The organism is Kocuria sp. WRN011 (genome assembly GCF_002295155.1).
Classification (GTDB): Bacteria; Actinomycetota; Actinomycetes; order Actinomycetales; family Micrococcaceae; genus Kocuria; species Kocuria carniphila.
In genome coordinates this window covers 152,213-172,858 of sequence record NZ_NSGI01000002.1, presented here as the reverse complement: position 1 = coordinate 172,858, position 20,646 = coordinate 152,213, and the positions used below count along the sequence as shown (strand labels likewise).

At 64.3% G+C, this 20,646-nt stretch carries 15 protein-coding genes; 5 read left to right on the top strand and 10 right to left on the bottom strand.

All coding sequences use genetic code 11. The features are described from left to right. Positions 1 to 244: 244 nt before the first annotated feature. From CKW39_RS03565 to CKW39_RS03555, 3 genes are read left to right on the top strand one after another with little or no spacing between them, the layout of a single operon-like run. On the top strand, positions 245 to 829 hold the full coding sequence (locus CKW39_RS03565) for an adenylyltransferase/cytidyltransferase family protein (RefSeq protein WP_238663281.1): 585 nt from the start codon (positions 245 to 247) through the stop codon (positions 827 to 829). A 22-nt stretch (positions 830 to 851) separates the two neighbouring features. Then, positions 852 to 1,850: a dTDP-glucose 4,6-dehydratase gene (rfbB, locus tag CKW39_RS03560; protein ID WP_095796792.1), complete on the top strand. Its 999-nt coding sequence runs from the start codon at positions 852 to 854 to the stop codon at positions 1,848 to 1,850. Next, a complete protein-coding gene (locus tag CKW39_RS03555) occupies positions 1,847 to 3,289 on the top strand; it encodes a sugar nucleotide-binding protein (RefSeq protein ID WP_095796791.1) in 1,443 nt (480 codons plus the stop codon). The genes rfbB and CKW39_RS03555 overlap by 4 nt, the downstream gene beginning before the upstream one ends. Positions 3,290 to 3,651: 362 nt before the next feature. On the opposite strand, the gene CKW39_RS03550 is transcribed toward CKW39_RS03555, so the two are convergent. Beyond that, positions 3,652 to 4,029, bottom strand: a complete 378-nt coding sequence (locus CKW39_RS03550; RefSeq protein WP_095796790.1) for a hypothetical protein — start codon at positions 4,027 to 4,029, stop codon at positions 3,652 to 3,654. Between the two features lie 92 nt (positions 4,030 to 4,121). Next, positions 4,122 to 6,788: a nitrite reductase large subunit NirB gene (nirB, locus tag CKW39_RS03545; RefSeq protein WP_095796789.1), complete on the bottom strand. Its 2,667-nt coding sequence runs from the start codon at positions 6,786 to 6,788 to the stop codon at positions 4,122 to 4,124. Between the two features lie 233 nt (positions 6,789 to 7,021). Between nirB and nirD the strand changes: the two genes are divergently transcribed. Then, positions 7,022 to 7,354 (top strand): nitrite reductase small subunit NirD, encoded by a 333-nt coding sequence (gene nirD / locus CKW39_RS03540; RefSeq protein ID WP_095796788.1) that lies wholly within the window; start codon positions 7,022 to 7,024, stop codon positions 7,352 to 7,354. Between the two features lie 137 nt (positions 7,355 to 7,491). Here the strand turns inward: nirD and CKW39_RS03535 are convergent, their stop codons facing one another. Then, positions 7,492 to 8,310 (bottom strand): purine-nucleoside phosphorylase, encoded by an 819-nt coding sequence (locus CKW39_RS03535; protein ID WP_095796787.1) that lies wholly within the window; start codon positions 8,308 to 8,310, stop codon positions 7,492 to 7,494. 716 nt (positions 8,311 to 9,026) lie between these two features. Here CKW39_RS03535 and CKW39_RS03525 point away from each other — a divergent pair. Beyond that, positions 9,027 to 10,460 carry an NAD(P)H-quinone dehydrogenase gene (locus CKW39_RS03525; RefSeq protein ID WP_095796785.1) on the top strand — a complete coding sequence of 478 codons (1,434 nt, stop codon included), beginning with the start codon at positions 9,027 to 9,029 and terminating at the stop codon, positions 10,458 to 10,460. 92 nt (positions 10,461 to 10,552) lie between these two features. On the opposite strand, the gene CKW39_RS03520 is transcribed toward CKW39_RS03525, so the two are convergent. The 7 genes from CKW39_RS03520 to CKW39_RS03490 all read right to left on the bottom strand — a co-directional run bounded on the left by CKW39_RS03520 (position 10,553) and on the right by CKW39_RS03490 (position 20,641). Next, on the bottom strand, positions 10,553 to 11,971 hold the full coding sequence (locus CKW39_RS03520) for an MFS transporter (RefSeq protein ID WP_095796784.1): 1,419 nt from the start codon (positions 11,969 to 11,971) through the stop codon (positions 10,553 to 10,555). A gap of 213 nt (positions 11,972 to 12,184) precedes the next feature. Continuing rightward, positions 12,185 to 13,963: a biotin carboxylase N-terminal domain-containing protein gene (locus tag CKW39_RS03515; protein ID WP_095796978.1), complete on the bottom strand. Its 1,779-nt coding sequence runs from the start codon at positions 13,961 to 13,963 to the stop codon at positions 12,185 to 12,187. Positions 13,964 to 14,105: 142 nt separating this feature from the next. Then, positions 14,106 to 14,744 (bottom strand): nucleoside triphosphate pyrophosphatase, encoded by a 639-nt coding sequence (locus CKW39_RS03510; protein WP_095796783.1) that lies wholly within the window; start codon positions 14,742 to 14,744, stop codon positions 14,106 to 14,108. 449 nt (positions 14,745 to 15,193) lie between these two features. Beyond that, positions 15,194 to 15,664, bottom strand: a complete 471-nt coding sequence (locus CKW39_RS03505; RefSeq protein WP_095796782.1) for a DUF779 domain-containing protein — start codon at positions 15,662 to 15,664, stop codon at positions 15,194 to 15,196. 27 nt (positions 15,665 to 15,691) lie between these two features. Next, positions 15,692 to 17,215 (bottom strand): aldehyde dehydrogenase family protein, encoded by a 1,524-nt coding sequence (locus tag CKW39_RS03500; RefSeq protein ID WP_095796781.1) that lies wholly within the window; start codon positions 17,213 to 17,215, stop codon positions 15,692 to 15,694. Positions 17,216 to 17,347: 132 nt separating this feature from the next. Then, positions 17,348 to 18,790: a dicarboxylate/amino acid:cation symporter gene (locus tag CKW39_RS03495; RefSeq protein ID WP_095796780.1), complete on the bottom strand. Its 1,443-nt coding sequence runs from the start codon at positions 18,788 to 18,790 to the stop codon at positions 17,348 to 17,350. A gap of 114 nt (positions 18,791 to 18,904) precedes the next feature. Further along, entirely contained in the window at positions 18,905 to 20,641 is a 1,737-nt protein-coding gene (locus tag CKW39_RS03490; RefSeq protein ID WP_254049256.1) for a DUF885 domain-containing protein, read from the bottom strand. Between the last annotated feature and the right edge of the window lie 5 nt (positions 20,642 to 20,646).

The window sequence follows — 20,646 nt, the reverse complement described above, 5'->3', positions numbered from 1 at the left end:
TCTCCCCCGGGTGCTCCCCTTACCGTCCCGGACCTTCACTATGCTCCGGCAACAGGGGTGGGGGCCAGAGGGAATCGCGAATTTGGGGATAAATCCGCGCAAGTGTGGACAGCTTGAACACGGGTTTGTCCACCATTCGGCGGTTCATTGGGTGAACAGTCTCTAAATTCTTCTCTCGCTTGCTACCGTAGAAGAAGCACTCTGCTCGGTGGGGGCCGTGCAGTGTTGGTCTTGAGGGGGAATTATGGCGGCTGAGCGCACCACCACATCACTTTCCGAAACGATTTCGGAGCACGACCGCCACGGGCACAGTGGTTTAGGACTGTCCGCTGCGGAATTACGGGGCTTACCCCAAGACAGCGTGGTGGGATATGCGGCCGGTGCATTTGACCTGTTCCACGTGGGGCACCTTAACATTCTTCGCCAAGCCAAGCGACACTGTGATTACCTGATTGCCGGAGTCGTCAGTGACGAAATGTTGGAGCTGACCAAGGGCCGTGCCCCGGTGGTACCCGCGGCCGAACGCGCCGAGATCGTCTCCCACGTGAAGTTCGTGGACGAGGTCCACATCGAATCCGTCGAGGACAAGCTCGATACCTGGGCCCATGTGCGGTTCGACCTGTTCTTCAAGGGCGACGACTGGAAGGGCACACCGCGCGGTCGTGACCTGGAGGAACGTTTCTCGGAAGTGGGGGTGGAGCTCGTGTACTTCCCGTATACCGTGCATACCTCCTCGACACGGCTGCGCACGGCACTCGATCTGTTGAGCACCCCGCAGGCCAGCAAGGCACCTCAGACACTCAAGGATGGTAGCCAGGTCAGCTCCTGACGTGCCCCTAGGATTGAGGACCATGGGCAAATTACTCGTCACCGGGGGCGCCGGTTTCATCGGATCCAATTTCGTTCGTCACATCCTCGAGAACACAGAACATTCGGCGACGGTATTGGACAAACTCACATACGCGGGAAATCGGGCGAACCTAGACGGTCTTGATCCTCAGCGCTGCGAATTGGTCGCGGGAGATATTACGGACGCTGAGCTCGTGGATTCTTTGGTCCGCGATTCTGACGCGGTGGTGCATTTCGCCGCGGAATCGCACAATGACAATTCTTTGCGCGATCCGTGGCCTTTTGTTCATACCAATCTGATCGGCACGTACACGCTGGTTGAGGCGGTGCGCCACCATGGAACCCGGTTCCACCATGTATCCACGGACGAGGTGTTCGGGGACCTCGAGCTGGATGACCCGGCCAAGTTCACGGAGGAAACTCCCTACAACCCGTCCAGCCCATATTCCTCGACCAAGGCGGGATCGGACCTGTTGGTCCGTGCGTGGGTGCGCTCCTTCGGCGTTGCGGGAACGCTGTCAAATTGCTCCAACAACTACGGTCCGTACCAGCACGTTGAGAAGTTCATTCCGCGTCAGATCACCAACGTGCTCAGCGGCAGCAAACCCAAGCTCTACGGTGCGGGCCACAACGTGCGGGACTGGATCCACGCGGACGATCACTCCGCCGCCGTGCTGCGCGTCCTGGAAGCCGGCGAGATCGGCCGCACCTATCTGATCGGCGCTGATGGCGAGGCGGACAATCTCACGGTGCTGCGAACCATCCTGCGGCTCATGGGCCGGCCGGAGGACGAGTTCGACCATGTCACCGACCGCGCCGGTCACGACCTGCGCTACGCCATCGACGGCGAACGCACTCGCCAGGAGCTGGGCTGGGAGCCGCAGTTCACGGACTTCGAATCCGGCCTGCGGAACACCATCGAGTGGTACACCGAGCACCGCGATTGGTGGGAACCCGTCAAGGAAGCCACCGAGGCCAAGTACCGGGAGGCCGGTCAGTGAGCGCTACGCAGGTCCAGGTCCACACCACGGCGATCGACGGTCTGCTGATCGTCGACCTCCCGCGCCCAGGTGACAATCGCGGTTGGTTCAAGGAGAACTGGCAACGCGCCAAAGCGGTCGAGGCGGGGCTTCCGGACTTCGTTCCCGTGCAGAACAACATCTCCTTCAACGGCACCCGTGGCACTACGCGCGGCATCCACGCCGAGCCGTGGGACAAATACGTCTCCGTGGCCACCGGGTCCATTTTCGGCGCGTGGGTGGACCTGCGCCGCGGTCCCGGCTTCGGCACCGTGGTCACGCACGAGATCACGCCCTCCACCGCCGTGTTCGTGCCACGAGGGGTGGGCAACGCGTTCCAGACCCTCGAGGACGCCACCGCCTACACCTACCTGGTGACCGACCACTGGTCCGCTGACGCGCAGTCGGCCTACAGTTTTGTGAACCTCACGGATCCCCAGTTGGCCATCAATTGGCCCATTGCGCTGGACCAGGCGGAACTGTCCGAGAAAGACCGCAACCACCCGCTGCTCGCAGCCGTTGAGCCATTGCCGCCCGCGCCGGTTCTGGTGATCGGTGCCGGTGGCCAGCTTGGTTCCGCGCTCACACGAGAGCTGATGAAGCGGGACTTGCCTTACACCGCCTACACTCGCTCCGACCTGGACCTCGCCAACCCCGACGGCTGGCCAGAAGACGTCCGCACGGGCGAGGGGCTGCGCCGCTATCGCGCCGTTATCAACGCCGCTGCGCATACCGCGGTCGACGCCGCCGAGACTCCCGAGGGCCGCATTGACGCCTGGGCCGCCAACGCCACGGGCGTTCGTGCCCTGTCCGGAGCGTGTCAGCGCGGGGGAGTGCCCTTGGCACACGTGTCCACGGACTACGTGTTCGACGGTCAGTTGCCGCTCGGGCAGTTCTATACGCCCGACGCCGCTCCGGCACCCGTCTCCGTGTACGGCCAGTCCAAGGCTGCGGGCGAGTGCGCGGTGACCGCGTGGCCCAAGCACTACCTGGTGCGAACCAGCTGGGTGATCGGCTCCGGACACAACTTTGTGGCAACCATGGCCAGGCTCGCGGAGAACGGCGTGGACCCTTCTGTGGTCTCGGATCAGCACGGCCGCCTGACATCCGCGGCCGATCTAGCCGCGGGACTGCTGCACCTGGTCGACAGCGGAGCTCCGTACGGCACGTACCACCTGACCGGTTCGGGCGAGCCGACCACGTGGGCGGAGATCGCCCGCTGGACGTTCGAGGAACTGGGCCACGATCCGCAGCGGGTGACCCCGGTGACCACCGAGGAGTACACGGCGGGCAAGACCGGCATCGCTCCGCGACCGACCAACAGCTGCCTGGACATCTCCAGCCTCGACGTCGTGGGCTTCACGCCCCGGGACAGTGCGGCGGTGGTGCGCGAGGCGCTCGAGCACCGAACCGAGGACTGAACCGAGGACCGAGCCGAGCGGCGTCGTGGACTGAACTGAGAACCAAGCCGAGCGGTGTCGCGGACCAAGCCGAGCGGTACCGAGGACCGATCTGAGCGGTGTCGCGGACTGAACCGAGCGGCGTCGTCGGCCCGTGGCATTCTGTGCGCCGTGGGAGCCTGGCCAGACGTTTACTGCACCGGTAGAGCCCCTGTGGGGTCCCGCGAAGGTCCTCACGCCCCTCAAGGTGATCCTTTCGGCTCTAACGGCCCCTTAGCCGCGCCGTCGTCTGCCTGGCGTCTACTCCACAGGCCTGCAGCCGCGATCACAACGAAAGAACCCCGCCACCGGAACTTCGGTGACGGGGTTCTTTGCGGTGAAACTTAGTGGTTGACCTGGGCCCCATTGGGCACGTTGGGGCGCTGGGCCATTTCGTGCGGGCCGGCGGGCAGGTCCAGCGTGAGCTCGGTGCCACCGGTGGAGTGTTTGGCCGTTGCACCGGAGGTGATGGTGGTGGGCACGAACAACGCGAGACCGTATGCGAGGATGCCCAGCAGGAAGATCCACCAGCTGTTGGGGTAGCTGGCGAACATCCAGAGGCTGGCCACAATGGTGATCATGCCGCCGAGAAGCAGGATCAAGCTCTTGATCGTCTCGCCCTCACCCGAGAAAGTGCGGGGCTTGATGGCGTGGCTTCCGCGTTCGGCCGAGCGACGAGTAGTCTCCTGCTCGTTGACGGAGGCTTCATCTCTTCTGACCATGAGTGCACCCTTTCAGACTGCAACCGCGAGGGGTAAATAAATTCTTTGTCCAGTCTAGACGGTTGACCGCCCCGTTGCTGACATTCCGCCAGTTACGGGGTGGGTGCGCCCACCGGAATTTTTGCCCCGGTGACCAAGACCGGCCCTTCACCGGATTCGGACGCCGCAATTTCCTGCGCGGTGGCCGGACGAATCTGGTCGCGCTCCAGAACATACATGCGTGCACCGTTGTCCTGGGTCTCGGGTTCGTTGACGAACGGGCGGAATCGTCGCAAGCGATCCGGGTCCTTGAGGGTCTCGGCCCACTCATCCCGGTACTCCTTGACGTGGGTTTCCATGGCACGGTCCAAATCTGCGCAGATCCCCAGGGAATCGTCCATGATCACGGAGCGCAGGTGGTCCATGCCGTCACCGTTGTATCGCTCGTCCAGGTCTTCCATCCAGCGGGCGGTGCGCTGCAGCTTGTCCGCAGTCCGGATGTAGTACAACAGGAAACGGTCGATGTAGGTGATCAGGGTTGTCTCGTCCAGACCCTGCGCGAACAGCCGACCGTGCACCGGGTTGGCGCCGCCGTTGCCGGCCAAGAACAGGTTCCACCCGTCGGTGGTGGCCACCACACCAACGTCCTTGGCCTGTGCCTCCGCGCACTCGCGAGCGCAACCGGAGACACCGAATTTAAACTTGTGGGGTGAGCGCAGACCCTTGTACCGGTTCTCCAGGTCGATGCCCATGGCCACCGAATCCTGCACACCGAACCGGCACCACGTGCTGCCAATGCAGGACTTCACGTTGCGCAGTGCCTTGCCGTACGCGGAACCGGACTCGAAGCCGGCGTCCACCAGCTGCTTCCAGATCAGGGGGAGCTGTTCCAAGCGGGCACCGAACAGCCCGATGCGCTGGGCCGCAGTGAGCTTGGTGTAGAGGTTGAACTCCTGGCCCACGCGGGCGATGACCGCCAGCTTTTCCGGTGTGATTTCGCCACCGGGGATTCGGGGGACCACCGAGTACGTACCGTCCTTCTGCATATTGGCCAGCGCCCGGTCGTTGGTGTCCTGCAGGGTGCCGCGGCCGGAATCCAGGGCGTAGTCGTGGCGGATCGAGTGCAGGATGGACGCCACGGTGGGCTTGCACACTGCACAGCCGTCTTCGCCCGTGCCGAAGCGCTCGAGTACGGCGGGAAAGTCGGCCAGGCCGGTGACCAGCACGGCCTCGAAGAGTTCTGCGCGGGACATCTCGAAGTGCTCGCACAGCGACTTGGACACGGTGAGGCCCAGCTTGCCGAGTTCCTGGCCCAGCGTCTTCTGCAGCATGGGTACGCACGAACCGCACTGGGTGCCGGCGTTGGTGCAGCCCTTGAGCGCGGGAACGTCGTGGTTACCATCGCGCACGGCCTCGCGCACGGTGCCGAACGAGACGGCATTGCAGGAACACAGGATGGCGTCGTCGGGCAGTTCGGTGTCCGGTGCCTCGGAACCGGCGGCGGAAAGGTAAGCGCCGGGTTCACCCGGAAGCGCGCGGCCCAGGAGGGGGCGCAGGGAATCGTAGGGAGCGGCGTCGCCAACGAACACGCCGCCCAACAGGACCGAGGCATCCGAGGACGTCACGATCTTCTGGTACAGGCCTCGCGCGGGATCCGCGTAGACGATTTCCAGGCAGCCCTCAGTGGTGCCACCGGTATCACCGAAGCTCGCGACGTCGATCCCCGAGAACTTGAGTTTGGTCGCGGTGTCGAAGGACTCGACCACCTTGGAGCCGCCGGTGAGCTGTTCGGCCACGACGTCCGCCATGGTGTTGGCCGGTGCCACGAGACCCCACGTGCGGCCCAGGATCGAGGCGACTTCGCCGATGGCCCATACGTGCGGCACGGAGGTGGCGCAGCGCTCGTCGACCACCACGCCGCCGCGGTCGGCCAGGTGGAATCCCGCGCGGCGGGCCAGACCCTCGCGGGGACGAATACCCACGGCGAGGATCACGAGGTCCGCAGGGATGTCATCGCCGTCCTTGACGGAGACCGAGACGACCTCGCCCCTGTCCGTGTTGACGCCGGAAATGAACGTGGAGCAGTGAACGTCGATGCCCACTTGGCCGATCAGTGCGTTGACCGCCTGACCGCCGCCCTGGTCCATTTCGGTGCTGAGCAGCCATTCGGCCACGTCCAGGATGGTGGCTTCCGCGCCCAGTTCCTTGAGGCCGGCCGCTGCTTCCAGGCCCAGCAGACCGCCGCCCACCACGACGCCGCGCGGGGCACGTCCCAGCTTCTCCTGCAGTCGGTCGATGTCCGCCACGATGCCCTTGACGTCATCCACGGTGCGGAACTTGTGGGTCTTCTGACCGCCCGGAATGTTCAGGGACGCCGCATTGGAACCGGTTGCCAGGATCAACTCGTCATACGGGTAGCGCTGACCGCTCACCGAAATGATGCACTGCTCATCCAGATCGATGTCCGCCGCACGTTCACCCACGTGCAGCTCCACGCCCGGGTGCTCCCAGATCTCGCCATTGGCCAGAGTCAGGTCCGTGGAAGTGTCGCCGAAGAGCTTCTCCAGACCCACGCGGTCGTACGGCACGTACTTTTCCTCCGAGAGCACGGTGACCGTGTCATCACCCAGGCCGCGGGACACTAGGCTCGTCACGAAACGGTGCGCTGCCGGTCCACCGCCGACCACCACGATCCTGCGCGCATCGGGGGCGGTTGCCGTCGGTTCGGGAGCGTTGCCGGTGCTGGTTTCGACGGTGACGGGCGGGGTGGTCTGACCCATGCTGACGACCTCTCGGTGTAGGAGTCCCCGGGATCGGTGACGTTGGCCGGTAACCCCGGGGTCGTACAGTGTTTGCGCAGGTGCCGAATATGTTGCTCGGCAAATGCTGCTTTAATTGAAACACGGTTGACCGTCGCACGCAGGCGATGTTGCAGTGAGCATCTTGTCGATTGCGTCACGGTCAGCCGGGTCCACGAACGAACCCCGCACCCAGCACGGAAGGTACAGAAACCATGGCCACTGCCACTTGGCACCGCGTGTGCTCACTGTCGGATTTGGAGCAGGACTGGGCCGAGGCCGCCCTGATCGATGGTCAGCAGATCGCGCTGGTGCGCACCGTGCGCGACGAGGTGTTCGCTTTCGCCCATGAGGACCCCAACTCCGGCGCCCTGGTCATGGCCCGCGGCATCGTGGGCCGCACCGGCGAGCACGATTCCATCACCTCGCCGCTCTACAAGGAAACCTACGATTTGCGCACCGGCGAGTGCCTCACGGGCCAGGACTTCACCCTCCCGGTGTACCCGGTCCAGATCGCCGACGACGGCGCCGTGAACATTCAGGTCTGACGGGCGCCTCTTCTACGCACGCCGCCCGCGCGGCCTCCTTCTGGGGAGGCTGCGCGGGCGGTTTTCCAGTACGACGACGCTCGAGGTGACCTTGGCCTCGTGGCCGGGGGAGCGGCGTCGTCGACGAGCGTGATGCCCTAGAGCTTGGCGACGATGTCCGCGAGCAGGCGGGAGATGCGAGGACCGGCGGCGGCGCCGGCCTCGATAACTTCTTCGTGGGAGAGCGCGGTCTCACTGATACCGGCGGCGAGGTTGGTCACCAGCGACATGCCGAAGACCTCCATGCCGGCGTGACGCGCGGCGATGGCTTCGAGGGCCGTGGACATGCCCACCAGATCGGCACCGAGGACCTTGGCCATTTGCACCTCGGCCGGAGTCTCGTAGTGCGGGCCGGGGAACTGGGCGTAGACGCCCTCGTCCAGACTCGGATCGACCTCATGCGCGATCTCGCGGAGGCGAGACGAGTAGAGGTCGGTGAGGTCCACGAACGTTGCACCCTCGAGCGGGGACGTGGCCGTGAGGTTGATATGGTCGCTGATCAGCACCGGGGTGCCGGGCTGCCACGCGGGGTTCAGACCGCCGCAACCGTTGGTCAGGATCATGATTTCGGCACCTGCGGCGGCTGCGGTGCGCACACCGTGGGCGACGGCGCGCACGCCCTTGCCTTCGTAGTAGTGTGTTCGCGCACCAATCACCAGGGCGTGGTGACCGTTGGCGAGCTTGATCGAGCGCAGGGTACCCACGTGGCCTTCCAGCGCGGGGCGTGAGAATCCGGGGATCTCGGTTGCGGGGATCTCGTGCTCGGTCTCACCGATGAGCTCGGCGGCCTCACCCCACCCGGAACCCAGGGTCAGGGCGATGCGGTGGTTCTCCACCCCGGTGCGCTCGCGGATGGCGTCAGCGGCACGGCGGGCAATGTCAAAGGGATCGGCGGTAGCCGTTGCATTCTCAGTCACGCGCCCCACTCTAGAACAGGGGCGGGCAAGAGTGCGCGTGCACCCCGGAGCCGGACCGCCCCGCGTGCGCCCAGTGCGCCGGGAACATGTGGGGCAGAGATCCGCGGGGAACGTGGCGGTGGTGAACATCTCCGGCAGAGGTCCGCGGGTTCGAGGTGCCCGTGAACATTTACGGCAGAGATTAGCGGGCAGTGTGGCGGTATCGAACATCTGGGGTAGAGATGCGCGAGTTCGAGGTGTCCGTGAACATCTGAGGCAGAGATCGGCGGGTCAGGAAGGACCGCGAACATCTGGGGTCGAGATGTGCTGCTCATACCCTCGTTTTCTTACGGACCTCTGCCTGAAATGTTCATGGTGCGGATCTCTGCCTCAGATCTCGGGTGGCGGAGAGCCGCGGGGTCCAAGGGGTGCGTGGGTGTAAGGAGCTGGAAAGGTGCGGAGTGCACGGGTGTAGGGAGCCCGCGGGGTACAGGGTCGTGCGGCGCGAGAACCCGGGGTACGGGGTCGCGTGGCACAAGAACCCGGGGTACAGGGTCGTGTGGCGCAAGAACCGCGGGGTACGGGGTCGCGCGGTGCAAGAGTCGCGCGGTACGGGGGAGCGGCAGCGCGTGGGCAGGCACGGGTAGCCACGGTGACGTGCTTGAAACGACACCGCACCGAACCTTCACGGAACCGAGGTCCCGGTCACGGTTACTCCCCGTTCAATTACTGCAACAATGGGGGACGTGAGTGTGCAGACTGAATTTGCGAATCCGAAACTCGTAGTCATTGGTGGCGGCCCCGGCGGTTATGAAGCGGCCCTGGTTGCTTCGTCCCTGGGTGCAGAGGTCACCGTGATCGAACAACAGGGCATGGGTGGCTCAGCGGTGCTGACCGACGTGGTCCCGTCCAAAACCCTGATTGCTTCCGCGGACACCATGAATCGCTTTGCGGAGGCCAAGGATCTGGGCGTCCACATCGTGGGTGGCTCTGGGGACGGTGATGAGATCAATCAACTGTCGGTGGATCTGGAAAAGGTCAATACCCGCCTGTTGCGCCTGGCGGCGACGCAGTCCCGTGACATCAAGCGCGGCCTGGAACGCCAGGGTGTGCACCTGGTCAAGGGCCACGGTCGGTTGACCAGCTCGAACACCGTGCACGTGGAGACCGATGAAGGGCTCGAATACGACCTGGAAGCCCAGTTCGTGCTGCTGGCCGTGGGTGCTTACCCTCGCGAGTTGGACACCGCCAAGCCTGATGGTGAGCGGATCTTCAATTGGAAACAGGTCTACCAGATGCGGGAGATCCCGGAGAAGCTCATTGTGGTGGGTTCCGGTGTCACCGGCGCGGAGTTCGCGTCCGCCTACAACGGGCTGGGCTCGGACGTCACCCTGATTTCCTCCCGCGACCAGGTCCTGCCGGGTGAGGACTCGGATGCGGCGGCGGTTCTGGAGAACGTGTTCGAGCGCCGCGGTTTGACCGTGCTGTCCCGCTCGCGCGCGGATTCCGTGGAAAACACCGGCGACGGCGTTCTGGTCACCCTCGCCGACGGCCGCAAGGTCCAGGGTTCCCACTGCCTGCTGGCCGTGGGCTCCATCCCGCACACCACAGATCTTGGCCTCGAAGAGGTTGGCGTGGTCACGAACAAATCCGGTCACATCGTGGTGGACGCGGTCTCCCGGACCACCGTGCCCGGTATTTATGCCGCTGGCGACTGCACCGGTGTGCTGCCGCTGGCATCCGTGGCCGCGATGCAGGGCCGCATTGCCGTGGCCCACCAGCTGGGGGACGCCGTTCGTCCGCTACGCACCGACCAGGTTGCATCCAACATTTTCACCTCCCCGGAGATTGCATCCGTGGGCGTGGGTCAGAAGGACGCCAAGTCCGATCCGTCCGTGATCGAATACGCCGCGCTTCAGCTGAGCACCAACCCGCGCGCCAAGATGATGGCCGTGGACGACGGTTTCGTGAAGATTTTCGCCCGCCGCGGCACCGGCACCGTGATGGGTGGCGTAGTCGTGGGTCCGCGAGCGTCCGAGCTGATCTACCCGATCGCCCTGGCCGTCACGCACAACCTCAGTGTGGACGATCTCGCGGATACCTTTGCCGTGTACCCGTCGCTGTCCGGCTCCATTTCGGAGGCCGCCCGCCGGTTGCACGTGCACCACTGATTCACAAACTGACGACGCCGCCCCGGCGACCTTTCACACGAAAGGTCACCGGGGCGGCGTCGTACGTCATGGACGATGGAGCGGAAGGTGCGTTACTTCACGACCTTGCGACCCACGGTGTACATGTCCACGTTCTTGGTCTCAGGGGAGAACCAGAGGGCGATCAGGGTGACGACCGCGGCGAAGGACAAGTACATGCCCACCGAGCCCACGCCGAAGTTCGCGTTCAGGATCACCGCGATGTACGGGGTGATGGCTGCGCCCAGGATGGAAGCCACGTTGTACGCGATACCGGAGCCGGTGTAGCGCACGTTGGTGGGGAACAGCTCGGGCAGGATGGCGGACATCGAGCCGAAGGTCAGGCCCATCAGTGTCATGCCGACCGCGAGGAAGAACAGCACGCGGCCCATCGAGACGTTCTCACCGGTGCCCACGAGCGAGGGGTCCATGATCAGGCCGAAGCACAGACCGAACACCACGATCGCGGAGGTGATGACGAGCTGCGAGGAACGGCGGCCGTACTTGTCCGCGAGCCAACCGGAGATCGGTACGGTGATGGCGAACAACAGCACCGCCAACAGCTGGATGATCAGGAAGTCGCGGTACTCGATACCCAAGCCGCCGGCGTCCGGGGAGCCGATGCCGAAGGACAGCACCCACGCGGTCATCAGGTAGAACAGCACATAGGTGGCCAGCATGATGAAGGTGCCCTGGATGATCTGGACCCACGAGGTCTTGAACACCTCGGTCACGGGTGCCTTGACCTTCTCACCCTGCTGTTCGGCCTTCTTGAAGACCGGGGTCTCCTCGAGCTTGATGCGGACCCACAGACCCAGCAGCACCATCACCACGGAAGCGATGAACGGAATACGCCAGCCCCACACGAGGAACGGGTGGTCGCCCACGGCGTGATGCTCGGCGGTTCCGAACTGCATCACGATGGTCAGGATCAGGAAGAAACCGTTGGCCAGGATGAAACCGAACGGTGCACCCAGCTGGGGCCACATGGCCGCGCGGGCGCGCTTGCCCTCTTCCGCGTACTCGGTGGCCAGCAGGGATGCGCCGGACCATTCGCCGCCCAGACCCAGGCCCTGGCAGAAGCGCAGGATGGTCAGTATCAGGGGAGCCCAGATACCAATGGAGTAGTAGGTGGGCAGCAGACCAATTAAGAACGTCGCGATACCCATGGTCAGCAACGCGCCGATCAGGGTGGCCTTACGGCCGATCCGGTCGCCGTAGTGACCGAAGATCACGGAACCGATGGGACGGCCGAAGAACGCGGCAGCGAACGTGGCCATGGACGCCAGAAGCTTGGTGGTCTCGTCCTCACCGGTGAAGAACAGGGCGGGAAACACGGCCACGGCGGCGGTCGCGTAGACGTAGAAGTCGTAGAACTCGATGGTGGTGCCGGCCAGGGACGCGACGATCACGCGCGAACGTGGAACGCGCTCCGCGAGTGACTTATCCGATTCGGGCCCGTGGGAACCCGGTTCAGTCACGGTTGTAGACATGGTGAATCCTCAGATGGGAAGGGGTTTGAATATGTACACGCTAGACCCGTTGTTCCACACTGCGAATTCGAGTGTCCAAAATATGAGATTGGCATTGACACTGGCTGGCTGGCTTCGTCGCCACTCACGCAGGGAGGTTCCTCTCAGTCAGAACGGCGGCCCCCTGTAAAGGGAGCCGCCGTTCTCACTGACTGGTGCTGATCAGCTGAAGCGTCAGTCGGCGATGTTCGCCAGAACCGTGCCGGCCGAAACCGTATCGCCCTGGGAAACCGTCAAGTCCTTGATCACGCCGGACTTGTGCGCGGTCAGGGGCTGTTCCATCTTCATGGCCTCGAGCACCACGATCAAGTCACCCTCGGAGACCGTGTCACCGTTGTCCACAGCGATCTTCACGATGGTGCCCTGCATGGGCGAGGTCAGTGAATCTCCCGAGGCACCGCGAGCCGCTGCGGAGCCGCCGCGGTTGACGCGGGCCTTGCGCTTGGGCGGGGGACCGCCATTGCCACCGACGCGTGCTGTGCCGGGCAACTGAGGCAGGGTGACTTCCAGGCGCTTGCCGCCCACCTCGACCACCACGGACTGACGCTCGGGTTCCTCGGAGGAGGGTTCGAACGGTGCTTCGAAGGGCTCGATCTCGTTGTTGAATTCCGTCTCGATCCAGCGGGTGTGCACCGAGAAGGGGGCGCCGCTCTCGGGTGCGAAGGCGGCGTCGGAAACCACCGCGCGGTGGAACGGGACCACCGTGGGCATGCCCTCGATCAACAGCTCGTCCAGGGCGCGGCGCGAGCGCTGCAGTGCCTGCTCGCGGGTGGCGCCGGTGACGATCAGCTTGGCGAGCATCGAGTCGAAGCTGCCGCCGATGGTCTCGCCGGCCTCAACGCCGGTGTCCACGCGTACGCCGGGGCCGGTGGGCAGGGTGAACTTGGCCAGAGTTCCCGGCGCGGGCATGAAGTTGCGGCCGGCATCCTCGCCGTTGATGCGGAACTCGAAGCTGTGGCCTCGCACCTGCGGGTCGTCATAGCCGAGCTCTTCACCGCGGGCGATGCGGAACTGCTCGCGGACCAGATCCAGACCGGTGACCTCTTCGGAGACCGGGTGCTCGACCTGCAAGCGCGTGTTGACCTCGAGGAAGGAAATGGTGCCGTCCTGGCCGACCAGGAACTCGCAGGTTCCGGCGCCCTGGTACTGGGCTTCCTTGAGGATGGCTTTGGAAGCCTCGTACAGACGTGCGTTCTGTTCCTCCGAGAGGAACGGCGCAGGCGCTTCTTCCACCAGCTTCTGGTTGCGGCGCTGCAGTGAGCAGTCGCGAGTCGAGACGACCACTACATTGCCGTGGCCGTCAGCGAGGCACTGGGTTTCCACGTGGCGCGGGGCGTCCAGGAAGCGCTCGACGAAGCACTCGCCGCGGCCGAAGGCCGCGGTGGCCTCACGCACGGCGGAGTCGAAGAGTTCGGGGATGGCATCGCGTTCGCGGACCACCTTGATACCGCGGCCACCGCCACCGAAGGCAGCCTTGATAGCGATCGGCAGGCCGTGCTCATCGGCGAAGGCCAGCACCTCGTCCGCGGAGGACACCGGATCGGCGGTACCCGGAACCTGGGGAGCGTTGACCTTCTCGGCGATGTGGCGGGCGGCCACCTTGTCACCCAGCTTGGAAATCGCCGCCGGGGGAGGGCCGATCCACGTCATCCCGGCGTTGATCACGGCCATCGCGAAGTCCGCGTTCTCGGAAAGGAAGCCGTAACCGGGGTGAACCGCGTCAGCACCGGCGCGAGCGGCGGCGTCGAGAATCTTGTCGATCACCAGGTAGGAATCCGCGGCGGTGGTGCCGCCCAGTGCGTAGGCCTCGTCCGCCATGCGAACGTGCATCGCGTCCCGGTCGGTGTCCGCGTAAACCGCCACGGAGGTGATGCCTTCGTCGCGTGCGGCGCGGATGACGCGCACCGCGATTTCACCGCGGTTGGCCACCAAGACCTTGGTGATGGGGCGCATGTCGGTGGAGGCCTGCTGCTCCGTGGAGGTGGTTGTCACGTGAATAGCTCCTTGTCGATACTCTCCAGAAGATTAGTGCCCCGTACTGGAGATCACCTAAGCGAACGCTCGGATGCGGGCTGAACTGTAGATCTTCTACAAATCATGACGTGGTGGGCTGTGGTGTTGGCCGCCACCAGTGACTCGGGCTGACGTGGCGGGCGGCCAAGAGGTCACGCAGCGTGGAGATGCTTAAACCAATCACCGCATTAGGGTCCCCGTCCACCCGCTCGATGAACACAGAGCCGCGGCCGTCCAGCGTGAACGAGCCGGCGACCTGCAGGGGTTCCCCGGTGGCCACGTAGTTCGTGATTTCTTCGCGGGACATTTCCGAGAAGTAGACGTCCGCAGAGCTGATGGCACCCTCTCCGTGGCTTTCACCGTTGCGGCGATCCACGAGCCAATGGCCGGTGTGCAGGGTGCCTTTCCGTCCGCTCATGGCGGTGATGCGCTCCACCGCCACATCCGCAGTGTAGGGCTTGCCGTAGCTCTCGCCGTCGAGTTCGAAGACCGAGTCGCACCCCAGAACCACACGGCCCTCGGCAATCTCCAGACTCGCCACGGCTTCCGCCTTGGCTCGCGCCAGCAGCAGTGCCGTGTCCGAGGGGCTCAATGGCCCGTGCTCGGCGAGTGCGGCGTCCTCGTCCACGTGCGAGACCACGGTCTCGTACGGAAGGTGTGCGCGCGTCAGCAGGGATGCGCGCGCAGGAGACTGCGAGGCCAGAATGAGAACAGGACGCATGGGTTTCAATATACGAGTCGAACGACGAAGACCCAAAGGCGGTGACGCATGCGGGAGCGCAGCCACCGCCCAGATCCGTCCGGAAATCCTTGTCAACTATTTTCTGTTGACATCATTGACACGTCACGGCTAATAGGTTACTTTTGAGTAACCCCAGCGATGACGGATTGAGTGCGCACTTGGCGTCCTCCCTCGGGGTCACCCGGCGGTGGTTGATGTTTCATTCCCGGGGAGGCGAAACCAGGCCTACACCGCCGGTTCACGGGGGATGTGGGAGCATGCGGAGAATACCGTGGCCAGTCGTGCAAGGCTGGCGTGATGTATCAGGGGACACAAAGTAATCCCCGCGTGCTCCCGCATGAACTTCTCATGAAGCGCGTGGATGACCCAGGGCCGGCGGGTGAAAGGTGGCCTCGCGGTTGTTGACCTACAGGGTGCGTGTTGCGTTCTTACGGGCCTGACTCGACCGGCGGCACGATGCAGAGTTCGCTGCGCGTGAGAAACCTTTTGCCCGTGGGCGCTTCCAGGGAAAACCCCCCGCCCCGACCCGGAATCGCATCGATGATCAAGCGCGTGTGACGCCACACCTCGAATTGTTCGGTCGAGATCCAGAACTCCAAAGGGCCCAGCTCCCCACCGCACGGAGACGGCAACTGGGCAACCCCCAGCAGCGCATCCGCAGCTCCCGTTCGGAATTCTCCGGCGGGAAAGCACATGGGGGATGAACCGTCGCAGCAGCCGCCCGATTGGTGGAACATGAGCGGTCCGTGTTGGTCCCATAGTTCCTGCAGCAAGGCTACGGCGGGCCCGGTGAAGCCCACCCGAGAGGTGGTGTCGCCGGGCACCACCGGGGCGGTCTCGAGCACCACGTGGTACTCAAGACCGCCCAGGTCTTGCGGTTCAAAAGGTTGTGCGCTCATGGCACCTCACTACCTTTCGCTCAGGGTTTAGAAGAAGCCCTGCGGGGTCTCGGTGTAGGACACGAGCAGGTTCTTGGTCTGCTGGTAGTGGTCCAACATCATCAGGTGGTTCTCGCGGCCGATGCCCGAGGACTTGTAACCACCGAACGCAGAGTGTGCCGGATAGCTGTGGTACTGGTTCACCCACACGCGACCCGCCTGAATGGCACGGCCCGCGCGGTAGGCGATGTTGCCGCTACGCGCCCACACGCCGGCGCCCAGTCCGTACAGCGTGTCATTGGCAACGCTGATCGCCTGGTCGTAGTCGCTGAACTTGGCCACCGACAGCACCGGTCCGAAGATTTCCTCCTGGAAGATGCGCATGTCGTTGGTGCCCTCGAACACGGTGGGCTGGACGTAGAAACCGCCGCCCAGATCGCCGTCGAGCTCGGCACGCTCGCCGCCGATCAGCACCTTGGCGCCCTCCTTCTTGCCGATGTCCAGGTAGGAGAGGATCTTCTCCAGCTGGTCGGTCGAAGCCTGCGCGCCGATCATGGTGTCCGTGTCCAGCGGATTGCCCGCCTTGATCCTGGACACGCGGTCGATGCCGTCCGCCAGGAACTGGTCGTAGATCGACTCCTGGATCAGCGCACGGGACGGGCACGTGCAGACCTCACCCTGATTGAGCGCGAAGAACGCAAAGCCCTCCAGGGCCTTGTCGTAGAACCCGTCCTTCGCAGCGGCAACGTCCTCGAAGAAGATGTTGGGGGACTTGCCGCCCAACTCCAGGGTCACCGGAATGATGTTCTCGGACGCGTACTGCATGATCAGGCGGCCCGTGGTGGTTTCACCGGTGAATGCGATCTTGCGGATGCGCTTATTGGAGGCCAGAGGCTTACCGCACTCCACGCCAAAGCCGTTGACGATGTTGACCACACCGTCCGGGATCAGATCCTTGATGAGGTCCATGAGCACCAGGATGGACGCCGGGGTCTGCTCGGCGGGCTTGAGCACCACGCAGTTGCCGGCCGCGAGTGCCGGGGCGAGCTTCCACACGGCCATCAGGATCGGGAAATTCCAGGGAATGATCTGACCGACCACGCCCAGAGGCTCGTGGTAGTGGTACGCCACCGTGTCCACGTCCAGCTGGGAGAGGTGTCCCTCTTGCGCGCGGATAGCGCCCGCGAAATAGCGGAAGTGGTCGATCGCGAGCGGAATGTCCGCGTTGAGGCTCTCGCGCACCGGCTTGCCGTTGTCCCACGTCTCCGCGACGGCAATGGCTTCGAGGTTCTCCTCCATGCGGTCCGCGATTTTGTTCAGCATGAGCGCACGTTCGGCCGGAGACGTGGCATTCCACGACGGCGCTGCGGCCCAGGCGGCGTCCAGCGCGGCCTCGATGTCTTCGGCCGTGCCGCGACCCACCTCGGTGAACGGCTGACCCGTGATGGGCGTGATGTCTTCGAAATACTGACCCTTCACGGGCGCGACCCAATCGCCGCCGATGAAGTGCTCGTAGCGGGGCTTGAACGTGACCTTGGCGCCGTCTTTACCGGGTTGTTGGTAGACCGTCATGGTGTGAATCTCCTAGGTCATTGTGGTGATGTAGCTCACAGTCTAATGGTTCTGTCCGGACAGACAAGGAGCGGCACGGGGTCACCCGTGCCGCTCCTTGTCAGCGACGCAAAGGCGGTTTCAGGACGTGGTTCAATCCACGCGTTGCCCGTCATTCGGGCCCGACGGCGCGTGGGCGTGTGAGCCCTCGCCGGTTCCGGTCCGCGCGTCCTGCGGTGTGAGCTCACCGTGGCTGTCCTCGTCCGAGAACGGCTCGCCGGAACGCTGCGCGTTATAGAGGTCCATGTCGATGATGCCCTCTCGCTTGGATACGATCGCGGCCACGAGTGCCTGTCCCGTGACGTTGAGTGCGGTGCGGCCCATGTCCAGGATCGGGTCCACGGCCAGGAGCAGTCCGACGCCCTCGAGCGGGAGGCCCAGGGTCGACAGTGTCAAGGTCAGCATCACGGTCGCACCCGTGGTGCCCGCGGTCGCGGCGGAGCCGAGCACGGACACCAGGGCGATCAATACGAAGTGCATGGGCGTCAGGGGAACACCGTAGAACTGGGCCACGAAGATCGCGGCAATGGCGGGGTAGATCGCGGCGCAACCGTCCATCTTGGTCGTGGCGCCCAGGGGGATCGCGAAGGACGCGTAGTGCTTGGGGACACCCAGGTTCCGCTCGGTCACCCGCTGGGTCAGCGGCATGGTGCCCAGTGACGAACGGGACACGAAGCCCAACTGCATGGCCGGCCACACACCGGAGAAGAACTGCTTGATGGACAGCCCGTTGAGCTTGATCAAGATCGGGTACACCACGAAGCCCACCAACAGCAGACCCACGTACACGGTGATCACAAAACTGACCAGGGTGCCCATGGAGGTCCAGCCGTACTCGAACACCGCGCGGCCGATCAGACCCAGAGTTCCCAACGGGGCCAGGCGAATGATCCACCACACGATCTTCTGCATGATGGCCAGGCCGGACTGCATGAACGTCAGGAACGGCTCGGCGGCCTTGCCGACCTTGAGCGCGGCGATACCCACCACGGCGGAGATCACCAGGATCTGCAGCACGTTGAAGTTCAGTGCGGTGGTCACGGTTTCCGCATCCGGCATCTTGGAGGTGGCTTCCAAGCCCAGGAAGTTCACCGGGATGATGCCCTTGAGGAAGCCCAGCCAGGAACCCTCGGTACCCGTGTACTCACCGGGTTGCGCTTGACCCGTGCCCACACCGGGCTGGATCACAACACCCAGCACCATGCCGATGAGCACGGCAATCAGTGCGGTGATCGCGAACCACACCAGTGTCTTCCATGCCAGGCGGGCGGCGTTGGAGACATCGCGGAGGTTGGCGATCGAGGCGATCACGGCCGTGACCACCAGCGGTACCACCGCGGCCTTCAACAGCGTGACGTAGCTGGAACCAATGGTGTCCAGCACGATCATCAACCAGTTGGGGTTCTCTTCGGGATCGCCACCCATGGCGGTGGCCAGGGAGCCCAGGAGAACACCCAGGATCAGGGCGATCAGGATCTGCCAACCGAAGGAGGTCATCCATTTCGGTAGACGCCGGGTATTTTCTGCGGAATTCATGTGAGCCAGGGTAGGCCGCGGAATCATAAAGCGCACCTACGATGTGACGAAATGTTACGTGCCGGGCGGCGTCGTCGGCCTCGCGGTGGCCAAGGCCCGCGAGAACTCGCGGAACTAGAGCGTCATGGCGTGGGCCAGTGTGTCCAATCCCACCGAACCGAGCCGCAGCGCACGGCTGTGGAAGTGCTTGAGATCGAATTGGTCACCTTCGCGCGCTTTGACCTGCTTGCGCAGGTCCAGCCACAGTTCCTGGCCCAGCTTGTACGACGGCGCCTGGCCCGGCCAGCCCATGTAGCGCAGCCATTCGAAGCGCAGCACGGCCGGGTCCATGATCACGTTGTGGGACAAGAAGTCCCAGCCGTCCTGCGGGGACCAGATCTCACCGGCACGAGCCCCACCGAGCATCTCGCCGAGTTCCGCGGGCACGGTGTAGCCACAGTGGAATCCGACGTCGAAGATCACGCGGACGGTGCGCAACCGCTGCGAATCAAGCATGCCCATGCGGTCGCCGGGATCGTCCAAGTAGCCCAGCTCCGCCATGAGGCGCTCGGCGTACAGGGCCCATCCCTCGCCGTGCCCGGAAACCCAGATGCCCATGCGGCGCCAGGCGTTGAGCTCACCGGCGTTGGCCAGTGCGGTGGCGAACTGGAGGTGATGCCCGGGGACGCCCTCGTGGTAGACCGTGGTCGTTTCCTCCCACGTCGCGTGCCGTGAGGTGCCCTCGGGCACGGACCACCACATGCGGCCGGGGCGGGAGAAGTCGCTGCTGGGCGGGGTGTAGTAGATGCCGCCGTCCTGGGTGGGCGCGATCATGCACTCCAGGTTGCGCATGGCATCCGTGAACTCGAAATGGTCCTTGGACAACTCGGAGACTGCCTGATCGGAGAGGTCTTGCATCCAGTGCTGCAACTCCTCGGTGGAGTTCAGTCGGCGGGCGGGGTCCTCGTTGAGGAGCTTCATGGACTCGCGGATGGAGACACCGGGGGAGATCTGATGCGCCACGAGTCGCTGTTCCTCATCCAGCAGTCTTAACTGTTCAATGCCCCACTCATAGACCTCGCGGGGTTCGAGCTTGGCACCCAGGAAGGACTGGAGGTGGAGTCGGTAGGCGTCCTCGCCGACGGCATCTGTGTCCCGTGCGGTCGCGGCGAAGTCTTCGTGGAACGAACGCACCAGGCTCGAATAGGCCTGGCGGGCGTCGGTGACGGCGTCTTCCAAGGGTTCTCTGAGCGAGACGGGCACCGAGTCGTGGGTCAACAACGATCCCAGCGGGCCCTTGAGTTCCGAGTACGCCTCCGCCTGAGCACCGGCCTCCCGGATCTGGGTCATCGAGGCCAACTTCCCGAGCGAGGCCGCTTCCCGCAGCCCCTCCGTGTAGCTCTCCAACGCACGAGGCACGTGTCGCAACCGCTCGACGACCTGCTGCCAGTCCTCAGGCGTGGCAGTGGGCATGTTGTCGAAGATTTCGCGCACCCACTGCACCGGGGACGCGATGTTGTTGACCGGAGCGACGTCCAGATCGGCGGAGTACAGGTCTGATTCCAGCTGCAACCGATGACGCAGGGCGTGAATCGTCACACGATCCACATCGTCGCGGGGCTGTGCCGTCTCCAAGGCGCTCAGCGTCTCCGTGCGCAAGTGCGCGCGATCGGTGCGGCCCTGGGGGCCGTAGTCCGGGTAGCCGGGACCGTAACCGACCAGTCCGTTCAACGTGGCCGCCAGGGGATCCAGTCGCATCGAGCGGTCGAAGAACTGGTTGGCCAGCTCGTCCACCGGGGTTACGGGCCGGTGAACAGTGCCTAGTGGGGGGAATGCGGCGGTTGAACGGTCAGTGGATTGGTTCTCGATCACGAGAA